Here is a 19,669-nt window from a genome sequence, read left to right as displayed (position 1 = left end):
GTTCAATCTGAGCCATGATCAAACTCTTCAATTAAAATCGAATATATAAATTTTTTGGGTCGACATCAAAATCAATCGATGCCCACACAGATTGTCTTATTGCTGATTGTTAAAGAACGTTGCTAACTTGTTTTTGTTAGCTGCCTGAGCCTCTCCTCAAGCGGGATGCGCATTCTACACTTCCCGTCTGGCTTGTCAACATGTTATTTGAATTTATTTTTTCAGGTAACTTGTTGTAGCCCGCTTACTTAAAGGTCTGTAGAGTTTTCGCTCAATTCAGTTTTGCACCTTAAGAAGCCGCTTGTAAGATTGTCTCCCCAAGCGAGGCGCGCATTTTACAGACATGATTTACACCGTCAATACTTTATTTTGATCTTTTTGCTTTATTTTATTTGATTGCTGGGTTTTTAATCTATTATTGCTATTTTTGTTAACATCCTGTTTAATCTGAAAACTTTTGGTAACAATTTGAACTTTTAACCGATATATAAGTCATATTAAGGCTATAGGTTAATTTCTTAAGAGAACTTCAAATGAAGCTTAGAATAATAAGTGCGCTATTAATTTCCATGGCAGGAAACACACTCGCATTTGAAGGGAACACAAATGACTCCTTTTACGTTACATCGGAATTTATACAAAAGCAGGTGCAGCAGAATATGTCTGTGGGCCGAGCAGTTAAGAGTGTTGTTGAGCACTATCCGCTACATGCAGCCCGAATCGTCGATACTACATTAGATCTCTATCCTGAAAAATATAAAGACATAGTTTATGCCGCGGTTTCAGCAGCTCCGTCTTTAACCAAAGAAATCGTCGCGGTAGCGATTGATAAAGGTGTAACCAGTTGCCCTAATATAGTAGAAGTCGCAATTAATGCGGAACCCAGTTATGTAGACTTTGTTGTTCATGCCGCAGCAAACACAACACCTGGTGAATTGAAAGATATCGTACGCGTCGCGGTTGTCACTGAACCCGACTCCGCAGATCGAATTGTACAAACCCTGGTTGAAACACATCCTAACGATGTAGTCGATATTGTTAAGACTGCAGTGCAAGCCGTTCCGTTTGTAGGTGAATATATAGTTGATGCGCTACTGGCTGTTTTTCCCGGCAAAGCTGAAGATGTAGTGACTACAGCGTTAAAAGAATCTTCATCTAAAAGAGAGTATTTACAAAAGATTTTAGAATCCGCTCAAAATGCCGGATTAAGTGATAGTACGGTAAAAGAATATGCATTAAAGGGCGGAATTAACGAAGAAGAGTTTGCCGCAATAATGAAGGAATTGAAAAAATAAGGGGTTAAGAAAGACTTTTTATTTAGATGGGTATAAAAACAAAAAACCGGGCTTTCGCCCGGTTTTTTTATTCTGCTACAGCTTCTTCTGAAACTGCTTCAACTTCTGCTTCTGGTCTGTCTACCAGTTCAACAAAAGCCATAGGTGCGTTATCACCAGTACGGAAGCCACACTTCAAAATACGAGTGTAACCACCAGGGCGCTCTGTATAGCGAGGACCCAACTCATTGAATAACTTACCTACTACCTCTTTATCACGTGTACGAGCAAAAGCCAAACGACGGTTTGCAACGCTGTCTTGCTTAGCAAGAGTAATAAGAGGTTCAATTACGCGACGTAGCTCTTTAGCTTTTGGCAAAGTAGTTTTAATTACTTCATGCTTAACTAGTGAGCTAGCCATGTTACGAAACATTGCCTGACGATGGCTGCTGTTTCGATTTAACTGACGACCACTCTTACGATGGCGCATAATATCACCCTTCTCTTTTAATCAGAAAGTTGCCTGATTAATCCTTCTCGACGATGCTTTCAGGCGGCCAATTTTCCAGGCGCATACCCAAAGACAATCCACGAGAGGCCAACACATCTTTAATTTCAGTCAGCGACTTCTTACCCAAGTTAGGGGTCTTCAACAGCTCAACTTCGGTGCGTTGTACCAGGTCACCAATGTACTGAATTGCTTCTGCTTTCAAGCAGTTTGCAGAACGTACTGTCAATTCAAGATCATCCACCGGACGCAGAAGAATAGGATCAAACTCAGGTTTTTCTTCTTTTTCTTCTGGCTCAGTCATATCGCGCAGATCCACGAACGCTTCAAGTTGCTCAGCTAAAATAGTAGCTGCGCGGCGAATCGCTTCTTCCGGGTCGATAGTACCGTTAGTTTCCATATCGATGATCAATTTGTCTAAGTCTGTACGTTGTTCAACACGTGCAGATTCAACATTGTAGGCAATACGATCTACAGGACTGTAGGAAGCATCAACCAACAGACGACCAATTGGTCTATCATCATCTTCAGAGGAGCGACGGGTAGAAGCAGGTACATAACCACGACCTGTCTCAACTTTGATGCGCATGCTGATTTCAGAATCACCTGTTAATGTACAAATCAGGTGTTCTGGATTAGCAATTTCAACATCTCCGTCATGCTGGATATCTCCAGCAAGTACAGGACCTGCACCTGACTTCACTAACGTTAAGGTAGCTTCAGTTTTACCTTCAAGACGCACTGCCAACCCTTTCAGGTTTAACAGAATTTCAATCACGTCTTCCTGAACGCCTTCTTTAGTGCTGTACTCGTGTAACACGCCGTCGATTTCGACTTCAGTTACTGCACAACCCGGCATTGAAGATAAAAGTATTCTGCGTAAAGCATTACCCAGAGTATGACCGAAACCACGCTCCAGAGGCTCTAAAGTAACTTTAGCGCGCGTACCAGTAACGTTTTCGATTTCTACCAGTCTAGGTCTTAGGAATTCAGTTACAGAACCCGACATATATCCTCTCTTTAACTTTTAACCTTTACTTACTGTAAAGTTCGACGATAAGTTGTTCGTTGATTTCAGCAGACAAATCACTACGCTCAGGTACACGTTTAAAAGTACCTTCCATTGCTTTAGCATCTACCTCAATCCAGGTAGGCTTTTCGCGCTGCTCGGATAATTCCAGAGCGGCTGCAATACGCGCTTGCTTTTTCGCTTTTTCACGAACTGATACAACGTCTTCTGCAGATACATTGAATGAAGGAATGTTTACTACTTGTCCGTTAACCATAATTGCTTTATGGCTGACTAACTGACGAGCTTCAGCACGAGTGCTTGCAAAACCCATTCTGTATACAACGTTATCAAGACGCTGTTCTAATAGTTGTAGCAGGTTTTCACCTGTGTTGCCTTTACGGCGAGCCGCTTCACCGTAATAATTACGGAATTGCTTCTCTAAAACGCCGTACATACGACGTACTTTTTGTTTCTCACGCAACTGAACACCGTAGTCTGAAAGACGACCACGACGTGCACCGTGTTGACCAGGTGCTGTTTCAATATTACATTTTGAATCAATTGCACGAACACCGCTTTTCAGGAACAAATCTGTTCCTTCGCGACGGCTTAATTTGAGTTTAGGACCCAAGTATCTTGCCATGATATTTCTCCAACAATCCGTCGATTAAACGCGACGTTTTTTCGGTGGACGACAACCGTTGTGAGGAATAGGCGTCACATCTGTAATATTAGTAATGCGGTAACCTGCCGCGTTTAAGGCACGGATAGCAGATTCACGACCTGGACCTGGACCTTTTACAAATACTTCAATGTTTTTCAAACCATATTCCTGAGCAGCAACGCCAGCTCTTTCTGCAGCTACCTGAGCAGCAAAAGGAGTTGATTTACGAGAACCACGGAAGCCAGAGCCTCCAGAAGTTGCCCATGAAAGTGCGTTGCCTTGACGATCAGTGATAGTCACGATTGTGTTGTTGAACGACGCATGGATGTGCGCCATACCATCAGCAACTTGACGTTTTACGCGCTTACGAGCACGAGTTGGTGCTTTAGCCATAACTTACTCCCCCGCTTACTTCTTAATTGGCTTACGAGGACCTTTACGGGTACGCGCATTAGTTTTAGTGCGCTGACCACGTAAGGGCAAGCTACGACGGTGGCGTATGCCACGGAAGCAACCAAGGTCCATCAAACGTTTGATGTTCATTTGAACTTCACGGCGCAGGTCACCCTCAACAGAGAATTGAGCTACCTGATCACGTAATTTGTCCAAATCAGCTTCTGATAATTCTTTAATTTTTGTACTTTCCGGAATACCTGCTTCTGCACAAATCAGTTTTGCGCGCATTGGTCCGATACCATAGATCGAGCGCAATGCTATAACAGTGTGCTTGTGTTCCGGAATGTTAATGCCAGCTATACGGGCCATTAACAGCACTCCTCTAAGTTAGTCGCCAGATAAAAAGCCCGTAAGGATACTTATCCGGCATAAAATTGCAAACTATTTCTGACTTTTGTCAGAAACGATTAACCTTGTCGTTGCTTATGCTTTGGATCGCTAGCGCAAATTACACGCACAACACCGTTGCGCTTGATAACTTTGCAGTTACGACAAATTCTCTTTACGGATGCACGAACTTTCATTTCATCACTCCGTTATGCCAATTAACGGCCGTAGCCTTTTAAGTTGGCTTTTTTCAATACAGACTCATATTGATGAGACATCAAATGCGTTTGTACCTGCGCCATGAAATCCATGATAACCACTACAATAATCAGTAGTGATGTACCGCCAAAGTAGAATTGAACATTCCAGGCGATCATCATGAACTCAGGCACTAAACAGATAAAGGTTATATAAAGAGCACCGGCCAGTGTCAGGCGAGTCATGACCTTATCAATGTACTTAGATGTTTGCTCACCTGGACGAATCCCGGGAACAAATGCACCAGACTTTTTCAGGTTATCTGCGGTTTCACGCGGGTTGAAGACCAACGCCGTGTAGAAAAAGCAGAAGAAAATGATAGCTGCTGCATACAACATTACGTACAAAGGCTGACCTGGCGACAACATCAAAGAGATGTCCTGTAACCAAGCCAGAGACTCGTTTTGTCCAAACCAGGTTGCAATAGTACCTGGGAACAAAATGATACTGGAAGCAAATATAGGTGGAATTACACCCGCCATATTTACTTTTAGCGGTAAGTGAGTGCTTTGCGCAGCATAAACCTTACGACCTTGCTGACGTTTCGCATAGTTAACGACGATTCGACGCTGACCACGCTCAACGAAAACGACGAAGTAAGTGACTGCAACAACAATCACACCGATAAATAACAAGAACAACAGATTCAAATCTCCGGTTCTGGCTTGTTCCGCGGTTTGACCTATAGCTGTCGGTAAACCTGCAACAATACCTGCGAAGATAAGAATTGAGATTCCGTTACCAATCCCTCTTTCAGTAATCTGCTCACCTAACCACATCAAGAACATGGTACCGGTGACCAGACTTACCACTGCCGTAAAGTAGAAACCAAATCCAGGATTTATTACCAAACCTGATACAAGGTTAGGTAAACCAGTCGCAATTCCTATCGCCTGAAAGATGGACAATACCAGCGTAAAATAACGCGTGTATTGGCTGATCTTACGACGACCTGCCTCGCCTTCTTTTTTCAGCTCCATCATTGGCGGATGGATTACTGTCATCAGGTTAATGATGATAGATGCTGAAATGTAAGGCATGATTCCCAGTGCAAAAACTGAAGCACGTTCCAAAGCACCACCGGAGAACATGTTAAACATCTCTACGATCGTGCCCTTTTGTTGCTCAAATAATTGAGCCAGAACGGCAGAATCAATGCCAGGAATAGGGATATAAGAGCCTAGTCTGAAAACGATTACTGCGCCCAATACGAACAGCAGTCTCGCTTTAAGCTCGCTCAAACCACCTTTTGCTGAATCCAATCCTGGTTTCGCCATTTAGGTTATTCCTCTACTTTACCGCCAGCCGCTTCGATTGCTTCTCGAGCGCCTTTAGAAACCTTTAAGCCCTTAACAGTTACTGCGCGAGCAACTTCACCGCTCTTCATTACTTTAACGAACAGCTTGTCTTTCTTAATAAGACCAGCAGCTTTTAAAGTTTCTAAAGAAACAGTGTCGCCTTCTACCTTAGCGATCTCAGTCAATGTAACCTGGTCAGAAACCAAAGATACACGTGAAGTGAAACCGAACTTAGGCAAACGACGCTGAATTGGCATTTGACCACCTTCGAAACCTGGCTTAACGCTGCCACCTGAACGAGACTTTTGTCCCTTGTGACCACGACCACCAGTTTTCCCTAGGCCAGAACCAATACCGCGACCTACGCGCTTACCAGATTTTTTGGCTCCTGGAGCAGGAGCAATAGTATTTAAGTACATAACTTACTCCCCTACCACTTCTACCATGTAGTAAACCTGGTTGATCATCCCACGAACCGCAGGTGTATCTTCCAATTCACGAACATGGCCAATTTTACGTAAACCTAAGCCTTTCAAAGTAGCTTTGTGCTTAGGCAAACGACCAATAGAGCTCTTAGTTTGTTTGACTTTAACTGTTGCCATTGTCAATTACCCCATAATCTCGTCAACAGACAAGCCACGCTTTGCAGCCACTTGCTCTGGTGAGTTCATGTCAGTCAACGCTTTGATCGTTGCACGAACTACGTTGATTGGGTTAGTTGAGCCATAGCACTTAGACAATACGTTTTGTACACCAGCTACTTCAAGAACTGCACGCATAGCACCACCAGCGATGATACCCGTACCTTCTGAAGCAGGCTGCATGTAAACTTTTGAGCCTGAGTGACGACCCTTGATTGGGTGTTGTAATGTGTGACCGTTAAGATCCACTGTTACCAGATTGCGACGTGCTTTTTCCATAGCTTTTTGAATAGCTGCTGGAACTTCACGCGCTTTACCGTAACCAAAGCCAACGCGACCGTTACCATCTCCAACTACAGTCAATGCTGTGAAGCTGAAAATACGACCACCCTTAACTACCTTTGCTACGCGGTTAACAGCGATTAATTTTTCTAACAGTTCACCACTTTGTTGAGGTTCTACTCTAGACATAATCTACTCCTAGAACTGAAGGCCAGCTTCGCGAGCTGCTTCAGCCAGTGCTTTAACACGACCGTGGTACTTGAAGCCACTGCGATCGAAAGCTACTTCTTTAATACCTTTCTCAATTGCACGTTCTGCAATTGCTTTACCTACTGCAGTTGCAGCGTCGGCATTACCAGTTGACTTAAGATCTTTACGCATATCTGCTTCAACTGTAGATGCAGCAGCTAACACTTCTGATCCAGTTGGCGCAATTAATTGTGCGTAAATGTGGCGAGGTGTACGGTGTATCACCAAACGGTGTACGCCTAACTCACGCATCTTAAAACGTGCACGAGCGGCGCGACGTAAACGAGATGTTTTCTTATCCATCGTACCTACCCCTTACTTCTTCTTAGCTTCTTTACGAAGTACAACTTCATCAGAATAACGAACACCTTTACCTTTGTAAGGCTCTGGCGGACGGTATCCACGGATGTTAGCTGCAACCTGGCCAACTACCTGCTTGTCAGCGCCTTTGACGACGACTTCAGTTTGGCTAGGAGTTTCAACAGAAATACCCGCCGGCATTTCATAAACAACAGGATGAGAGAAACCCAGAGTCAGGTTCAGTTTGTTACCCTGTGCTTGCGCACGATAACCAACACCGATCAGCTCTAACTTTCTTTCGAAACCAGTAGTTGCACCGATTACCATGTTGTTCAGTAGTGCACGAGCAGTACCTGCTTGTGCCCACGCATCTTCAAAACCTTCACGAGGAAGGGCTTTGACTGCGTTGTCTTCCTGAACGACTTCAACAGCGTCGTTGAATACACGAGTAAGCGTGCCGTTTTTACCTTTTACTGTAACTTCCTGACCGTTGATAGTGATCTCAACGCCAGATTGAAGTTCAACAGGTGCTTTTGCTACACGTGACATTGAATAATCCTCCGTTACGCTACGTAGCCGATGATCTCACCACCCATGCCAGCTTTACGCGCAGCACGGTCAGTCATCACACCTTTAGAGGTAGACACAATGGCAATACCCAATCCACCCAATACTTTAGGCAGCTCATCTTTTTTCTTATAGATGCGCAGACCAGGGCGGCTGGCGCGTTCGATAGTATCGATAACGCTCTTGCCTTCGAAGTATTTCAAAGTAACTTCTAAAGTCGGCTTAACATCGCCTTCTTTACTGAAATCTTCAATGTAACCTTCTTGCTTTAATACATTTGCGATAGCAACACGAATCTTAGAACAAGGCATAACAACAGATACTTTACCTGCCATTTGACCGTTTCTAATACGTGTGAACATATCCGCGATAGGATCTTGCATACTCATATTTGCTACTCCTTACCAGCTGGCTTTTTTCAGACCAGGGACTTCACCGCGCATCGCTGCTTCACGCAGTTTGTTACGGCTCAGGCCAAATTTGCGTAGGAAACCATGAGGACGGCCAGTGATACGACAACGGTTTTGTTGACGTGAACGAGCAGAATCTCTTGGTAGTTGTTGTAGCTTAAGTACTGCGTCCCAACGCTCTTCATCAGAAGAATTTACACTGCTGATGACAGCTTTAAGTTCAGCACGCTTAGTTGCGTATTTGGCTACTAATTTTGCACGCTTTACTTCACGTGCCTTCATTGATTCTTTTGCCATAACCCTACACCTTATTTACGGAACGGGAAGTTGAAAGCAGATAACAGTGCTTTACCTTCCTCGTTTGTGTTAGCTGATGTGGTGATAACGATATCCATACCGCGCACTTTATCTACTTTATCGAAATCGATTTCAGCAAAGATAATTTGCTCCTTGATACCCATGCTGTAGTTACCACGGCCGTCGAACGATTTAGGGTTCAGACCACGGAAGTCACGGATACGAGGAATTGCGATAGAGATTAAACGCTCAAAGAATTCCCACATACGATCGCCACGCAGAGTTACTTTGCAACCAATAGGGTAGCCTTCACGGATTTTAAAACCAGCAACAGACTTACGCGCTTTAGTTACCACTGGCTTTTGACCAGCGATTAACATCATGTCGTTAGAAGCGTTCTCAAGAACCTTCTTGTCTGTTAATGCTTCACCCAACCCCATGTTCAGGGTGATTTTTTCTATCCGAGGGACTTGCATGACGCTCTTGTAACCAAACTCTTTAGCGAGTTGTGGAACGACTGATTCTTTATAAAAATCATGCAGTTTCGCCATCGTATTCTCCAATTAATTAAATCTGTTCACCGTTTGATTTGAAGATACGGACTTTTTTGCCATCTTCAAAACGGAAACCTACACGATCAGCTTTACCCGTTTGAGGGTTAACGATCGCTACATTTGATACATGAATAGATGCTTCTTTTTCTACGATGCCACCAGGAACGTTCAACTGAGGGTTGGGTTTCTGATGTTTCTTAATCAAATTCACACCTTCGACGATTACGCGGTCTTTGCCAGTGATAACCTTAAGGACTTTGCCTTGCTTACCCTTGTCTTTACCTGCTAAAACGACGATTTCATCATCACGACGAATTTTACTTGCCATAATCGCGACTCCTTATAGTACCTCAGGTGCCAGTGAGACGATCTTCATGTTATCTGCACGAAGCTCACGGGTCACAGGACCAAAGATACGCGTACCTATTGGCTGCTTGTTGTTGTTTAACAAAACAGCTGCGTTGTTATCAAAACGGATAATTGAACCGTCTGGACGACGAACGCCTTTTCTAGTACGCACCACCACCGCATTCAGGACATCACCTTTTTTCACCTTACCGCGAGGAATTGCTTCCTTAACAGTAACTTTGATGATATCGCCAATGCCTGCATAACGGCGATGCGAGCCACCAAGGACCTTAATACACTGAACCCTGCGAGCGCCGGAATTGTCCGCCACATCCAGGTTAGTTTGCATTTGGATCATGTTAGTGCTCCGCTAATTTAAGGCTCTCCCGAGCCGTTATATCGTTGTAAAAAAGCAGCTTTTGCCGCTCTTTTATACATACCCCCATAAAAAGGGCGCGCAATAGTAACAGAAAAGATCTGGCAACGACAGCTTAAATTCAAAAAAAGTTTAAAATATAGCCAAATAGTTTTGAACATAAAAAAGCCAGTGGCTGACACTGGCTTTCTACACAAGTACCTGTGAATTAAAGTATGACCGACTCGCCTGCTTTCAAGGTAATTTTGTCACCTAATATTAAGGTGGCGCCGGTGAGTTGATTCTTGTGCTGCCCTTTGATTTCCGCTGGTACACTGAACTCTGAAGCCGCAGCGGTAGACAGATTTACTATAACCACACGGGATTCATCGCCTTTAACATTTTGCACCAACCAAACATTCTGATTATCTACCGGGTAATAACGGATCTCATCGGGGAACTGCAAAGCAGGTGAAGCTTTACGCACAGCAATCAGCTTTTTGTAGTGATTTAGCAATGAATCAGGGTTAACCTGCTGAACATCAACCGATGCTAGGCCTGAAGGTCTCTGACTCTGCCAGTATGGCCCCCACCAGGCTTTGTGGTCTTGTACCCAGGGAAACCATTGGCCCTGATCTAACCAAAACGCACCGGTCTCGTTAAACCCTGCCGAGTCGGTGTCTTCCCATTGCATAATGGCGCGGCGGTACTGATCATCGCCAGTGGTATACTGAGATAAACCAATTTCCTCGCCGTAATATAAATACAGCGTACCCGGTGTGGTCATCAGCAACGTGGCCGCCGCTTTAGCTTTGGTCCAGTCCTCACCCAATGTATGCATGATGCGGTTCTGATCATGGTTGGTTAAAAACGGCGAGAAAAACGAAATGGGAGCATTGTTTTTACGACTCAGCAGGTTTTGCCAGAGTGCTTCCCGGGTATTGTCGGTTTTCGACTCATCCACAGTGCCGAAATCAGCAGTACGTTTACCACCGGCATTTAATATACCACTCACCACATAGCCAAAATCAAAATCAAAGGCAGAGTGCATGCCCTTACCGTCGTCATAGTACTTGCCTATAGTAGGCATATCTGACCAGGCTTCCGCCACCAGCATAGCATCAGGTTTAACTGACTCTACGTGCGCAGTAAATTGCGCCCAGTAATCAATAGTCGCATCAGTGTCGCCCTGATCTGCGTCATTCCAGTCTTCAGAGACATCTTCTATTGCGTAACGTACGGCATCCAGACGGAAGCCATCCACTCCTTTTTCTAACCAGAAGGTGGCCATCTTATTCATCTCTTCAACCACTTTCGGGTTTTCGAGATTCACATCCGGCTGAGTGGACGCAAACGCACCGTAATAATATTCCTGACGTGTTTCATTCCAATGCCAGACTGCAGCGGAGTCATCAACATCATCAGACCAGGCTTTACCCCAACTGGTGGGCATTTCTTTGCGCCAGATAAAATAGTCTTCGTAACCTGGCTCCCGCGCAGCTGACTTTTTGAACCACTCATGACCATCAGAAATATGATTGATTACCAGATCCAGGATAATCTTAATGTCCTTTTCGTGTGCTGCAGCAACAAACTCTTCAAAGTCTTCCATGGTGCCGTAATCGGATTCCACGTTGTAGAAATCCTGGAAGTCATAACCGTGATAAGACGGCGCTTCGAATACCGGTGTCAGCCAGATACCATTCACACCCAGCTCCTGAAGGTAATCCAGTTTTGCCGTCATACCATCAAAGTCACCACTTCCGTCACCATCAGCATCGTAAAAAGAACGGGGCCAGATTTCATAAAATATGGCATTTTGCCACCAGTTTGAGGTGTCTTCCTTGAGGCTGATGTGTTTGTAGGACTTAACCTGTTCCTCGGCCGGAGCCGCAGCTGAAGATGCGGTTTCGGGCGCTTTTGAGCATGCTGACAACGCCAGTACAGAGGCGATAATCGCGGATAAAATACGAGGTTTCATGAGTTGTTAACCTTTCTCGATACAGAATTACGCTTAGCGTCAGTATAATTACTCCTGCGTTTTTAGGTAGCAAAGTTGTAATGAAAACGTATGCAAAAGGTTAATGATAGTCATAGGTGATGGACTGCCACCTATGACCCGATATGACGCGTTAACACTACCAGATTACGTTAGCCCGGTAGCCGCCGGTGGCTTCTTCTGCCTCGATTGTAATAATGTAGACACCGTCTTCCGAGAAGTTAATCAGTTCAGAGCGGTACAATAACGATTCGATCCCCAGATTGTCTTCATACACCACAACAACAGAATAATAGTCATTAGGGACAGTTATTGTGCGACTATCGGCATAGTCTAATCCGGTCATCTTATGATCTGCGGTATCTTTGGTTTCATTGTCTCGAACCAGATAAATATCCAGGTTACTAAACTCAGGCAATAAGTTCGCAACAGAGATCTGATGTTCAAAAGACTGTGGCAAATCACTGTCTTCCATCGTTAATGACGTCAGGCCAAGCTCGGGGTCCTCAAACATAACGATAGTTTTACTGTCGCCCTGATTCAAAGTCATTAATCGACCGGAAAAACTGTGTTGTCCGTCCTCCGAAAATGCGCTGATCTGGTAGTCGCCAAATTGCACTGAAGTGAAATCCGACAACGTACCACCGGCCAGGTTGGTGGTGTAGTGTTCATCGGTGTCTGCCACGCTGACCTCTAATACTGTGGCAGATTCCAGTGCGCTATATACCCGATATTGCGCCGTGGCGGTGATATCCTGTTCAGCCGTCAGGTTAGTAGAGTTAAGAATAATGTCGACCACGATATTGTTCTCGTTGGCACCCGAGGTTTTGCGTACTGATAACAAATAATCCGATTCATAACTGAAGGCAATTTCCTGACTTTCAAACAGCATCTCACCAGAGTCAGGGTCCACTAAAAATAACCTGTAATCCTCTACCGGCCAGGCAAATTCATCGTCATCGGAAGACCAATAGGGCATTTTTTCCGGTTGCAGATACCCTAAAGTCGCCACAAAGTTCGCATCGGAAAAGGGTACCCCTGATTCAGCAATGTATAAATCATAACTACCTAGATCAGCTGCCCCCATCATGGCATACAGATAAAACGCATCTTCCATTTCAGAGCGTTCAAATGTGAACTCGGTAATATCAGGACTACTGAAATTCCCTCCCATCAACAGCATGGTTTTATAACTGTTGCGCAACTGGATATCCATCTCTGTCAGAGTATGTTCCTGGCCATCAGAATCATGCCATTGTAATTCAACTTCATAAGTATCAGCGTCAAAACTATACAGTGCAGTAACATCGCCATAGGCGCTGGAACTGATAACCTCGTCATCCACCACCAGTTCAGTATCAGCGCTGTCAGGAGATGCATTGTAAAATTGAATGTAGGCATTGGGGTATTGATCTGATGTTGAGTCTGAACTACCACCACAAGCAGACAGCATTAATCCGGCCACTCCGGCAAAAACCATAGACGTAAAAATTTTCAAAATTCAGTTTCCTTGATAAACCATATGTTATGGCCAACTGACTGGCGCCCCGGATAAAAAGTTCGCGGCTTTACCAAACCTTTGCAATCCTGACAATCACCAGGCAATCCTCAGGCAAATTGGCATCGTTGCCGGTTCGAAAAATTCTGAAACAGATAAGCCACAGGCCTGAGGGAATATTTCAGTGCGAAAGTGGGCGTTCCTGGTTAAACTGAGTGTTAAAGGCAACAATCTATCTGCTATGAACCGACGTTTCTTTATCGCATCATCACTGTCGCTGGGACTTCTGGGTGTCTCCGGGGTCACCGCCTGGCATATGGTGCCCCGCAATAAAGACGATCTGTCTCTTACTGCGTTAATCAAAGAGCTTGAGGCGCTGAAGGTATCTGAACTGAATTTTGACTCTAACTGGTCAGTAGGACACAAGCTGGCGCATTTGGCGCAAAGTGTTGAATATTCAATGTCCGGATACCCGGTTCACAAATCCGAAATGTTCAAATCGACTGTTGGCAAAGCCGCCTTTAGTGCGTTCTCGTCGAAAGGTTACATGAAGCACAACCTCGAAGAAGATATTCCAGGCGCACCTTCGGTTGACAATGTCAGTGCAGAACAGGGCCAACATCGCTTACTAACCGCGCTGCAGCAATTTGATCGTTATCGGGGTGAGCTTGCCGAGCACTTTGCCTATGGCGCCTTGACTCACGAGCAATACGCACTGGCTCACGTGCTGCACGTAAAAGATCACTTTAGCTTGTTAGTTTGATGGAAGTTCGGCACTCATAGCAGTAACCAGTGATTTTGCCTGCTCCCGCAACCAGGACTCAAAAGCGATAACTTTAGGAAAGTTAAAGTGAAAATCAGGTGCCACCAGATAACAGGCAAAATCGCACAGGTGTGAGAAGCCAAACAGGGAAATCAACTGTTTACTGGCGAGGTAATCCTGCACTAAAGATTGCTTTACCATGGCAATGCCTTGACCGGCCAGGACAGCCCCCACCAATGCCGGAGTGGCATCACGTATTTCAAAATGGTTCTTGAAATCACTTTTTCTGAGTTGATAACGCTGAAAAAACGCATCCCAGGCATCATCTGTATCATGGTAGTTTTCTGTGATCACCGGTAAATGGCGCAGATCATCGGGTGTCACATTATCCGGCACTCTGTGTGGGTGGCACACCAGCAGCACTCTGTCGGGAAACAAAAAACGACTGCTGAGATTGTCATATTTCCCGGGGCCAAAACGAATGGCTAAATCGAGATTGAAATCATCAAAGGCCACCACATTGGGATCGGGGATCAGCTTAACCTGCAAATCAGGAAACTCACCACGAAACAGATGTAATCTGGGAATCAACCAAAAAGTTGCGATTGACGGTAATACACTGAGCTTAAGGATGTTGGGATGATTATCTTCTTCCAACTGGGCAATGCCCTTTTGAAATTCACTGAAGCCCTTTTGCACATAAGGCAGCAATAACCTTCCTTGCGCGGTCAGACTCACTTCCCGGTTCTTGCGCACAAACAACTTACAACCCAATTGTGATTCAAGTGTTTTAATGTGCTGGCTTATTGCCGCCTGACTGACAAACAAAGCTTCTGCCGCCAGCTTAAAACTCAACGTTTCTGCCGCAACTTTAAAGTATTTTAGCGCCCCTAAGGCGGGTAATCGACGCTCACTCACTTAAGTTTTTCTTAATCATGATTAATTATTGATCGTTTGTTGAGAGTGTTTATTAATCGTACATTTCTGTCAACAAATTCTTTTCAACCACACGAGGAATGAAGACATGAAAGGCATTAGTTTTACTAAGATTTTAAAGTTCACAGTAATGGCAGCACTATTATCATCAACATCGGCTTTAGCAAAAGTTAACTACGAAGAGGTATATGTCAGCAGTGGTTACCCCTATGCTGATTTGGTGCAACGCTATGATCAGGTTCGCATCATTTATACAGAATACGCCGCATCAGGTGATATTCAGTGTCGGGCCGAATTTGCCCGGGCGGGAAACGTCACGCAAACCGATAAGGTTCAAGCCAGCCTTAAAAAGTTTAAAAAAGCACCTTTGCAAGCCTGCCTTACCCGCACAGCTGCAAAACAGGCTTTGGCAGCAACGTTTGAATAAATGTCGCGCGCCAACATCAATTAGCCAATTCAGTACCAGGGAAGGTGCTATTTTATCCGACCAAAAATTTACCCAAGATCCACTAGTGCTGTCCCTGCCGCCAGATTCCCGGTGATGTCCCTACTGTTTTTCTGAACCGATGTGAAAAGCTGGTACCATCATTGTAACCCACGCACAGCGCGATTTGCTCTATACTCAGATTACTGTGTTTCAGTAGCTCTCTGGCATGTTGAATGCGCAACTCTGTCAAATATTGCATGGGTGATTTCCCCACATTCGATTTGAACAAACGAAACAAGTGGGGTTCTGACAGATGCAACTCCTGGGCAATTTTTTCGGTGGTCCAGCGAATATGCAAGCGACCGGAGAGCTGAGTAATAAAGTCCCATACCCGGCTGTCTGCGCCGGTTACCGGCTGACGATTACCCAATGCCAGTTTTAAATAGCGAAACAGAATATCCATCAGTTCGCTTTCCATTGCTGACTTTCCACTGCCTTCAAGCTCATGTTGCTGATGCAACAACTTTAATGTCGAATGCACCACATTGACTTCCCGGCAATGAAAAACTTCCTGCTGCATTTGTTTAATGCCTTTCCATTGTTGGCTGTCCTTTAAAATAAACCAGCAGGTCTGCCATTCCTGCGACGCCAGTTCAAAATAGAAGCCTTTACCGGCTGGTAGTACTGTCAGAGTCTGTGGACCAATCTCAAATTCACCTTCAGCCGTTTTCAGACGACCATAGCCGTTGCGGGTAAACAGTAGCAGATGAGTCTGGTTAGCGACTCTGCCAATCTGATACAGGGTGCGCAATTCAGAAATTCCCGCCAACCGAACCGAGTTGGGTGACAGACTGTTAAATTCCGGCAGACAAATAAACAACTCATTGCAGTCTTCGTGAATATTTTGGATTTCCTGAAACATAACTTTATCAACAATGATAGTTTTAAACATAAACAGGATAATTCCTAATCTGTTACAAATAAACCAGTACTTTAAAGTGCGCTGCATTGAATAGATGGTTTTCTGGAGGCAGAAATGACCGCAATAAAATCAGAATCGGAGCAGTTATCTGCCGCGCAGGCGCAATCAACCTTAATGCGTTGCGTTAAAATTGCCTGGCCAGTATCTTTGCAGAGCGTTCTGGCGGCGGCACTAGGCATGATAGATATTATTATGGTTAGCCATCTGGGTGAGGCTTCGGTAGCGGGCATCGGCCTTGCAGGCAAGGTGCAGTTTGTATTGCTTATGATTGGTGCAGCGTTTGGTGTCACCTCTGGCATACTGGTGGCGCAGTACATTGGCGCGAAAAAAAGTCATGCAATCGCGGGCATCATTGCACAGATATTGTTAGTCGCAGTTGCACTCATGCTGCCTTTGGTATTGTTGAGTAATCTGTTTAGCGTTCCTTTAGTCTCCTTGAGCAGTAGTGATGCTGAAGTGATTCACATCAGCAGCCAATATCTGGCCATCACCTTACCATCGATTTTGGTCCTGCTGGTTTATCAGGTATTTGAAGGTGCGCTGCGCGGTATGGCACAAGTGTTAGTGCCGCTGTTATTCGGCATGATAGCAATGCTGATTAATGTGTTGCTCAACTACCTGCTTATCAACGGTCTGGTAGTCAGCGATTCCCAGTTAATTCCGGTACTTGGAACTGACGGCGCCGCCTGGGCCACCAGCATTTCCCGTACCTTGCTACTCGTGGCTCTGCTGCTGTACATGATGAAAACTAAACATTTGTGCCTGCCTACTAAAAAATCTATTGCTCTGCTCAAGCCTGACTGTCGCTGGTCCCGTATCATAACCATCAGTTTACCTGTGGCACTCAATTTTGGTATCTGGGCATTGGGCACCTTTGTCTATCAAATCATATTCGGTGGTTTGGGTACTCAGGCTCTGGCAGTAATTAGTATGCTGGCCCCTGTTGAGGGTACTTTAATTTCATTGTTCATGGGCTTTGCAACTGCTTCATCGGTTTTAACCGGCCAGAAACTGGGTAATAACGAAATGCAGTCGGCGTACCGGCTTGCGAGAAATATGACGTTTTCGATTACCGGTATTGCCTTGCTGGTAGGCGTTATTGTGTGGCTGTTTAGTGATTTTCTGCTGACCCCATTTGCCAGTTATGACGCGGCGACGCTAAATCTGGCCACCCAAATACTGATGGTAATGTGCCTGGGAATCGCCATCAAAACTGCCAATATGACGATATCTCTGGGTGTCCTGCGCTCAGGGGCCGACAATCGCTTTTGCCTGTTTACGGATACTGTGGGTATGTGGATGGTGGGAATTCCAGTCACCTGGTATGTGGCTGGCAGTAACGGCGCTTTATTGTGGGTATTTATTGCTACCTACAGTGAAGAAGTCACAAAATACGGTCTGTTTTCATGGCGCATGTTAAGTAAACGGTGGCTGCGCAATGTCACAGAAGATACCCCTGAACGGGTACAGGACGCTGCGGAGCCACAGCTATCCTGATAATTGCGTAAGACCAGTTCGATACAGCGGTTATTCCGCCTGCCAGACCAGCTCGCCATTCACCCAGGTTTGTAAAACCGGGATTTGCCATAACTGGCTGGGAGTAATTTCCAGCGGGTCTTGTGCCAGCAACACAAAATCCGCTTTTTTACCCGCCTCCACAGATCCAATCAACGCCTCCTGATGCGAAGCAAAAGCAGCACCTAGCGTAAACATCTTAAACGCGGTATTCAAAGATACAGCCTCATTGGGATACCAGCCTCCATCAGGTTGATTTTGTCTGTCCTGGCGGGTCACCGCAGCATGAATTCCAAAGAGCGGCTCAGCTGGCTCAATGGGGAAATCTGAGCCTCCGGCTAACAACGCTCCACTGGCCATTAATCGCTGCCAGGCGTAGGCCCCTTTAATGCGCTCACTGCCAAGGCGATTTTCAGCCATGTTTTTATCACTGGTGGCATGGGTGGGTTGCACAGAAGCAATAACCCCTAATTGCTTAAATCGTTCAAAATCTTCAGCTTGAATTACCTGGGCATGCTCTATGCGATGACGCAATCCAGTACTTTGTGTTTTCTGAATGGCTTTGGCAAACGCATCAAGAGAAACCGTATTGGCCTTGTCCCCAATAGCGTGGGTATTCACCTGAAAACCGGCTTCCATGGCCTGCAAAGTAAGCTCATTCAGTTTTGGAATTTCATGCAACAATAAGCCGTAGTGGCCAGCTTTATCACTGTACTCTTCATGCAATGCGGCTCCGCGGCTGCCCAACGCACCGTCGGAGGATATTTTCACACTGCGAATAAAAAGCTTATCGTCAGCCGAGCGAATCGTACCTTTGGCTAACATTTCCGGGTAGTTGGGATCCGTAACATCCAGCATCACATAAACCCGAATGGGTAAACGTTGTTCCGTACTCAGTGCCTGATAAGCCTGCCAGGTAATGTAATCAACCCCGGCATCATGCACAGAGGTTAATCCCAGCGAAGCCAATTTGTTTAAACTGACCAGCAGGGTGTTTTTCACGTCTTCGAGCGTTGGACTCGGGATAAGCTGATAAACCAGGTTCATAGCATTATCTACCAGAATACCTGTGGGGTTACCGGCACTGTCTTTTACAATCTCTCCCCCTTCTGGTGAAACCGTATCTTTATTAATGCCGGCTTTGTCCAGCACCTCCTGATTAACCCACAAGGCATGACCGTCTATCCGTCCTAATGCCACCAGTTTACCTTTTGAAACCTGGCTTAGAGCTTTGGCATCCGGAAAGTTGCGGCCAGGCCAGAGCTCCTGGTTCCAGCCGCGTCCTTTAATCCAGGTATCGTCAGGGTGTTGCTCTATAAACTCCGCGACTCGCGCCAATGCCTGGTCTTTACTGGCAGCACCATTTAACACAACACGACTCAACGCCTGGCCATAGCCCAGTACGTGTCCATGGGCATCAATCATGCCTGGAACCAGTACCGCACCTTTGCCATCAATGACTTTTTCAGCATTGAGATCATCCGGCAAAGTCTGATAAACAGCGATGATTTTATCCTGTTCAATCAAAATGGCTGAGAAGCTGACCGGTTGAGACTCATGAAACGAATAGCCTTTGATGTTTTTTATCAAGGTGTCTGAGATGGCAGGATTCAAAAATGCCATCAGGCAGAGCAATAAAGTCAATCTTGTTGTTATTTTTCGCATTTCCATGTCCGTCGTTGGGAACTTGTGGGGGTAATTTGACCCGGATCAAAGAAATAATCAAATGCAATTACAAGCCGCCTCCGG

Annotated in this window: 26 protein-coding genes; 4 read left to right on the top strand and 22 right to left on the bottom strand. The window is 45.3% G+C overall.

Annotated elements, in window-relative coordinates:
- Positions 1 to 533 precede the first annotated feature (533 nt).
- Positions 534 to 1,295: a hypothetical protein gene (locus LJ740_RS22700; RefSeq protein WP_229531430.1), complete on the top strand. Its 762-nt coding sequence runs from the start codon at positions 534 to 536 to the stop codon at positions 1,293 to 1,295.
- A 67-nt stretch (positions 1,296 to 1,362) separates the two neighbouring features.
- On the opposite strand, the gene rplQ is transcribed toward LJ740_RS22700, so the two are convergent.
- From rplQ to LJ740_RS22605, 19 genes are all read right to left on the bottom strand, one after another.
- Positions 1,363 to 1,764 (bottom strand): 50S ribosomal protein L17, encoded by a 402-nt coding sequence (rplQ, locus tag LJ740_RS22695; protein WP_229531429.1) that lies wholly within the window; start codon positions 1,762 to 1,764, stop codon positions 1,363 to 1,365.
- A gap of 37 nt (positions 1,765 to 1,801) precedes the next feature.
- The gene (locus tag LJ740_RS22690) at positions 1,802 to 2,791 is read right to left on the bottom strand and encodes a DNA-directed RNA polymerase subunit alpha (protein ID WP_229531428.1); all 990 of its coding nucleotides are present in this window, start codon (positions 2,789 to 2,791) and stop codon (positions 1,802 to 1,804) included.
- A gap of 25 nt (positions 2,792 to 2,816) precedes the next feature.
- Positions 2,817 to 3,437: a 30S ribosomal protein S4 gene (rpsD, locus tag LJ740_RS22685; protein WP_229531427.1), complete on the bottom strand. Its 621-nt coding sequence runs from the start codon at positions 3,435 to 3,437 to the stop codon at positions 2,817 to 2,819.
- Between the two features lie 24 nt (positions 3,438 to 3,461).
- Complete coding sequence (gene rpsK / locus LJ740_RS22680) at positions 3,462 to 3,851, bottom strand: 30S ribosomal protein S11 (protein WP_229531426.1); 390 nt, start codon at positions 3,849 to 3,851, stop codon at positions 3,462 to 3,464.
- 15 nt (positions 3,852 to 3,866) lie between these two features.
- The gene (gene rpsM, locus LJ740_RS22675; protein WP_229531425.1) at positions 3,867 to 4,223 is read right to left on the bottom strand and encodes a 30S ribosomal protein S13; all 357 of its coding nucleotides are present in this window, start codon (positions 4,221 to 4,223) and stop codon (positions 3,867 to 3,869) included.
- Between the two features lie 98 nt (positions 4,224 to 4,321).
- Entirely contained in the window at positions 4,322 to 4,438 is a 117-nt protein-coding gene (gene rpmJ / locus LJ740_RS22670; RefSeq protein ID WP_229531424.1) for a 50S ribosomal protein L36, read from the bottom strand.
- 21 nt (positions 4,439 to 4,459) lie between these two features.
- Positions 4,460 to 5,776, bottom strand: coding sequence for a preprotein translocase subunit SecY (gene secY, locus LJ740_RS22665; protein WP_229531423.1), 1,317 nt, complete (start codon positions 5,774 to 5,776; stop codon positions 4,460 to 4,462).
- A gap of 5 nt (positions 5,777 to 5,781) precedes the next feature.
- Positions 5,782 to 6,216 (bottom strand): 50S ribosomal protein L15, encoded by a 435-nt coding sequence (rplO, locus tag LJ740_RS22660; protein WP_229531422.1) that lies wholly within the window; start codon positions 6,214 to 6,216, stop codon positions 5,782 to 5,784.
- Positions 6,217 to 6,219: 3 nt separating this feature from the next.
- The gene (gene rpmD, locus LJ740_RS22655) at positions 6,220 to 6,399 is read right to left on the bottom strand and encodes a 50S ribosomal protein L30 (RefSeq protein ID WP_229531421.1); all 180 of its coding nucleotides are present in this window, start codon (positions 6,397 to 6,399) and stop codon (positions 6,220 to 6,222) included.
- A 6-nt stretch (positions 6,400 to 6,405) separates the two neighbouring features.
- The gene (rpsE, locus tag LJ740_RS22650) at positions 6,406 to 6,909 is read right to left on the bottom strand and encodes a 30S ribosomal protein S5 (RefSeq protein WP_229531420.1); all 504 of its coding nucleotides are present in this window, start codon (positions 6,907 to 6,909) and stop codon (positions 6,406 to 6,408) included.
- A 9-nt stretch (positions 6,910 to 6,918) separates the two neighbouring features.
- Positions 6,919 to 7,272, bottom strand: coding sequence for a 50S ribosomal protein L18 (rplR, locus tag LJ740_RS22645; protein WP_229531419.1), 354 nt, complete (start codon positions 7,270 to 7,272; stop codon positions 6,919 to 6,921).
- Between the two features lie 12 nt (positions 7,273 to 7,284).
- Positions 7,285 to 7,818, bottom strand: a complete 534-nt coding sequence (gene rplF, locus LJ740_RS22640; RefSeq protein WP_229531418.1) for a 50S ribosomal protein L6 — start codon at positions 7,816 to 7,818, stop codon at positions 7,285 to 7,287.
- Between the two features lie 14 nt (positions 7,819 to 7,832).
- A complete protein-coding gene (rpsH, locus tag LJ740_RS22635) occupies positions 7,833 to 8,225 on the bottom strand; it encodes a 30S ribosomal protein S8 (RefSeq protein ID WP_229531417.1) in 393 nt (130 codons plus the stop codon).
- A 12-nt stretch (positions 8,226 to 8,237) separates the two neighbouring features.
- The gene (gene rpsN / locus LJ740_RS22630; RefSeq protein WP_229531416.1) at positions 8,238 to 8,543 is read right to left on the bottom strand and encodes a 30S ribosomal protein S14; all 306 of its coding nucleotides are present in this window, start codon (positions 8,541 to 8,543) and stop codon (positions 8,238 to 8,240) included.
- Positions 8,544 to 8,554: 11 nt separating this feature from the next.
- Positions 8,555 to 9,094, bottom strand: a complete 540-nt coding sequence (gene rplE / locus LJ740_RS22625) for a 50S ribosomal protein L5 (protein ID WP_229531415.1) — start codon at positions 9,092 to 9,094, stop codon at positions 8,555 to 8,557.
- A gap of 16 nt (positions 9,095 to 9,110) precedes the next feature.
- Positions 9,111 to 9,425, bottom strand: coding sequence for a 50S ribosomal protein L24 (gene rplX, locus LJ740_RS22620; RefSeq protein WP_229531414.1), 315 nt, complete (start codon positions 9,423 to 9,425; stop codon positions 9,111 to 9,113).
- A 12-nt stretch (positions 9,426 to 9,437) separates the two neighbouring features.
- Positions 9,438 to 9,803 carry a 50S ribosomal protein L14 gene (rplN, locus tag LJ740_RS22615; protein WP_229531413.1) on the bottom strand — a complete coding sequence of 122 codons (366 nt, stop codon included), beginning with the start codon at positions 9,801 to 9,803 and terminating at the stop codon, positions 9,438 to 9,440.
- Positions 9,804 to 10,029: 226 nt separating this feature from the next.
- Entirely contained in the window at positions 10,030 to 11,781 is a 1,752-nt protein-coding gene (locus LJ740_RS22610; RefSeq protein ID WP_229531412.1) for an alpha-amylase family glycosyl hydrolase, read from the bottom strand.
- A 157-nt stretch (positions 11,782 to 11,938) separates the two neighbouring features.
- Entirely contained in the window at positions 11,939 to 13,297 is a 1,359-nt protein-coding gene (locus tag LJ740_RS22605; RefSeq protein WP_229531411.1) for a DUF4397 domain-containing protein, read from the bottom strand.
- A 184-nt stretch (positions 13,298 to 13,481) separates the two neighbouring features.
- Between LJ740_RS22605 and LJ740_RS22600 the strand changes: the two genes are divergently transcribed.
- Positions 13,482 to 14,060 (top strand): DUF1569 domain-containing protein, encoded by a 579-nt coding sequence (locus tag LJ740_RS22600; protein ID WP_229531410.1) that lies wholly within the window; start codon positions 13,482 to 13,484, stop codon positions 14,058 to 14,060.
- Here LJ740_RS22600 and LJ740_RS22595 read toward each other — a convergent pair.
- Positions 14,052 to 14,978, bottom strand: a complete 927-nt coding sequence (locus LJ740_RS22595; RefSeq protein ID WP_229531409.1) for a LysR substrate-binding domain-containing protein — start codon at positions 14,976 to 14,978, stop codon at positions 14,052 to 14,054. The two genes, LJ740_RS22600 and LJ740_RS22595, sit on opposite strands and share 9 nt — an antisense overlap.
- A 106-nt stretch (positions 14,979 to 15,084) precedes the next feature.
- On the opposite strand from LJ740_RS22595, the gene LJ740_RS22590 reads away from it, so the two are divergent.
- Positions 15,085 to 15,423: a hypothetical protein gene (locus LJ740_RS22590; RefSeq protein ID WP_229531408.1), complete on the top strand. Its 339-nt coding sequence runs from the start codon at positions 15,085 to 15,087 to the stop codon at positions 15,421 to 15,423.
- 82 nt (positions 15,424 to 15,505) lie between these two features.
- Here the strand turns inward: LJ740_RS22590 and LJ740_RS22585 are convergent, their stop codons facing one another.
- On the bottom strand, positions 15,506 to 16,375 hold the full coding sequence (locus tag LJ740_RS22585) for a helix-turn-helix transcriptional regulator (RefSeq protein WP_229531407.1): 870 nt from the start codon (positions 16,373 to 16,375) through the stop codon (positions 15,506 to 15,508).
- A gap of 84 nt (positions 16,376 to 16,459) precedes the next feature.
- Between LJ740_RS22585 and LJ740_RS22580 the strand changes: the two genes are divergently transcribed.
- On the top strand, positions 16,460 to 17,902 hold the full coding sequence (locus LJ740_RS22580) for an MATE family efflux transporter (RefSeq protein ID WP_229531406.1): 1,443 nt from the start codon (positions 16,460 to 16,462) through the stop codon (positions 17,900 to 17,902).
- 30 nt (positions 17,903 to 17,932) lie between these two features.
- Here LJ740_RS22580 and LJ740_RS22575 read toward each other — a convergent pair whose 3' ends face one another.
- Complete coding sequence (locus tag LJ740_RS22575; protein WP_229531405.1) at positions 17,933 to 19,585, bottom strand: amidohydrolase; 1,653 nt, start codon at positions 19,583 to 19,585, stop codon at positions 17,933 to 17,935.
- Positions 19,586 to 19,669 lie beyond the last annotated feature (84 nt).

This window comes from Planctobacterium marinum, from assembly GCF_020687805.1.
GTDB lineage: Bacteria > Pseudomonadota > Gammaproteobacteria > Enterobacterales > Alteromonadaceae > Planctobacterium > Planctobacterium marinum.
Note: the sequence above shows the minus strand (reverse complement) of the source record. Positions and strands in the feature narration are given on the sequence as shown.

Excerpts from the sequence above, each read along its gene's own strand:
- LJ740_RS22700 (WP_229531430.1), top strand. The coding sequence starts at position 534 with ATGAAGCTTAGAATAATAAGTGCGCTATTAATTTCCATGGCAGGAAAC.
- rplQ (WP_229531429.1), bottom strand. The coding sequence starts at position 1,764 with ATGCGCCATCGTAAGAGTGGTCGTCAGTTAAATCGAAACAGCAGCCAT.
- LJ740_RS22690 (WP_229531428.1), bottom strand. The coding sequence starts at position 2,791 with ATGTCGGGTTCTGTAACTGAATTCCTAAGACCTAGACTGGTAGAAATC.
- rpsD (WP_229531427.1), bottom strand. The coding sequence starts at position 3,437 with ATGGCAAGATACTTGGGTCCTAAACTCAAATTAAGCCGTCGCGAAGGA.
- rpsK (WP_229531426.1), bottom strand. The coding sequence starts at position 3,851 with ATGGCTAAAGCACCAACTCGTGCTCGTAAGCGCGTAAAACGTCAAGTT.
- rpsM (WP_229531425.1), bottom strand. The coding sequence starts at position 4,223 with ATGGCCCGTATAGCTGGCATTAACATTCCGGAACACAAGCACACTGTT.
- rpmJ (WP_229531424.1), bottom strand. The coding sequence starts at position 4,438 with ATGAAAGTTCGTGCATCCGTAAAGAGAATTTGTCGTAACTGCAAAGTT.
- secY (WP_229531423.1), bottom strand. The coding sequence starts at position 5,776 with ATGGCGAAACCAGGATTGGATTCAGCAAAAGGTGGTTTGAGCGAGCTT.
- rplO (WP_229531422.1), bottom strand. The coding sequence starts at position 6,216 with ATGTACTTAAATACTATTGCTCCTGCTCCAGGAGCCAAAAAATCTGGT.
- rpmD (WP_229531421.1), bottom strand. The coding sequence starts at position 6,399 with ATGGCAACAGTTAAAGTCAAACAAACTAAGAGCTCTATTGGTCGTTTG.
- rpsE (WP_229531420.1), bottom strand. The coding sequence starts at position 6,909 with ATGTCTAGAGTAGAACCTCAACAAAGTGGTGAACTGTTAGAAAAATTA.
- rplR (WP_229531419.1), bottom strand. The coding sequence starts at position 7,272 with ATGGATAAGAAAACATCTCGTTTACGTCGCGCCGCTCGTGCACGTTTT.
- rplF (WP_229531418.1), bottom strand. The coding sequence starts at position 7,818 with ATGTCACGTGTAGCAAAAGCACCTGTTGAACTTCAATCTGGCGTTGAG.
- rpsH (WP_229531417.1), bottom strand. The coding sequence starts at position 8,225 with ATGAGTATGCAAGATCCTATCGCGGATATGTTCACACGTATTAGAAAC.
- rpsN (WP_229531416.1), bottom strand. The coding sequence starts at position 8,543 with ATGGCAAAAGAATCAATGAAGGCACGTGAAGTAAAGCGTGCAAAATTA.
- rplE (WP_229531415.1), bottom strand. The coding sequence starts at position 9,094 with ATGGCGAAACTGCATGATTTTTATAAAGAATCAGTCGTTCCACAACTC.
- rplX (WP_229531414.1), bottom strand. The coding sequence starts at position 9,425 with ATGGCAAGTAAAATTCGTCGTGATGATGAAATCGTCGTTTTAGCAGGT.
- rplN (WP_229531413.1), bottom strand. The coding sequence starts at position 9,803 with ATGATCCAAATGCAAACTAACCTGGATGTGGCGGACAATTCCGGCGCT.
- LJ740_RS22610 (WP_229531412.1), bottom strand. The coding sequence starts at position 11,781 with ATGAAACCTCGTATTTTATCCGCGATTATCGCCTCTGTACTGGCGTTG.
- LJ740_RS22590 (WP_229531408.1), top strand. The coding sequence starts at position 15,085 with ATGAAAGGCATTAGTTTTACTAAGATTTTAAAGTTCACAGTAATGGCA.
- LJ740_RS22585 (WP_229531407.1), bottom strand. The coding sequence starts at position 16,375 with ATGTTTAAAACTATCATTGTTGATAAAGTTATGTTTCAGGAAATCCAA.
- LJ740_RS22580 (WP_229531406.1), top strand. The coding sequence starts at position 16,460 with ATGACCGCAATAAAATCAGAATCGGAGCAGTTATCTGCCGCGCAGGCG.
- LJ740_RS22575 (WP_229531405.1), bottom strand. The coding sequence starts at position 19,585 with ATGCGAAAAATAACAACAAGATTGACTTTATTGCTCTGCCTGATGGCA.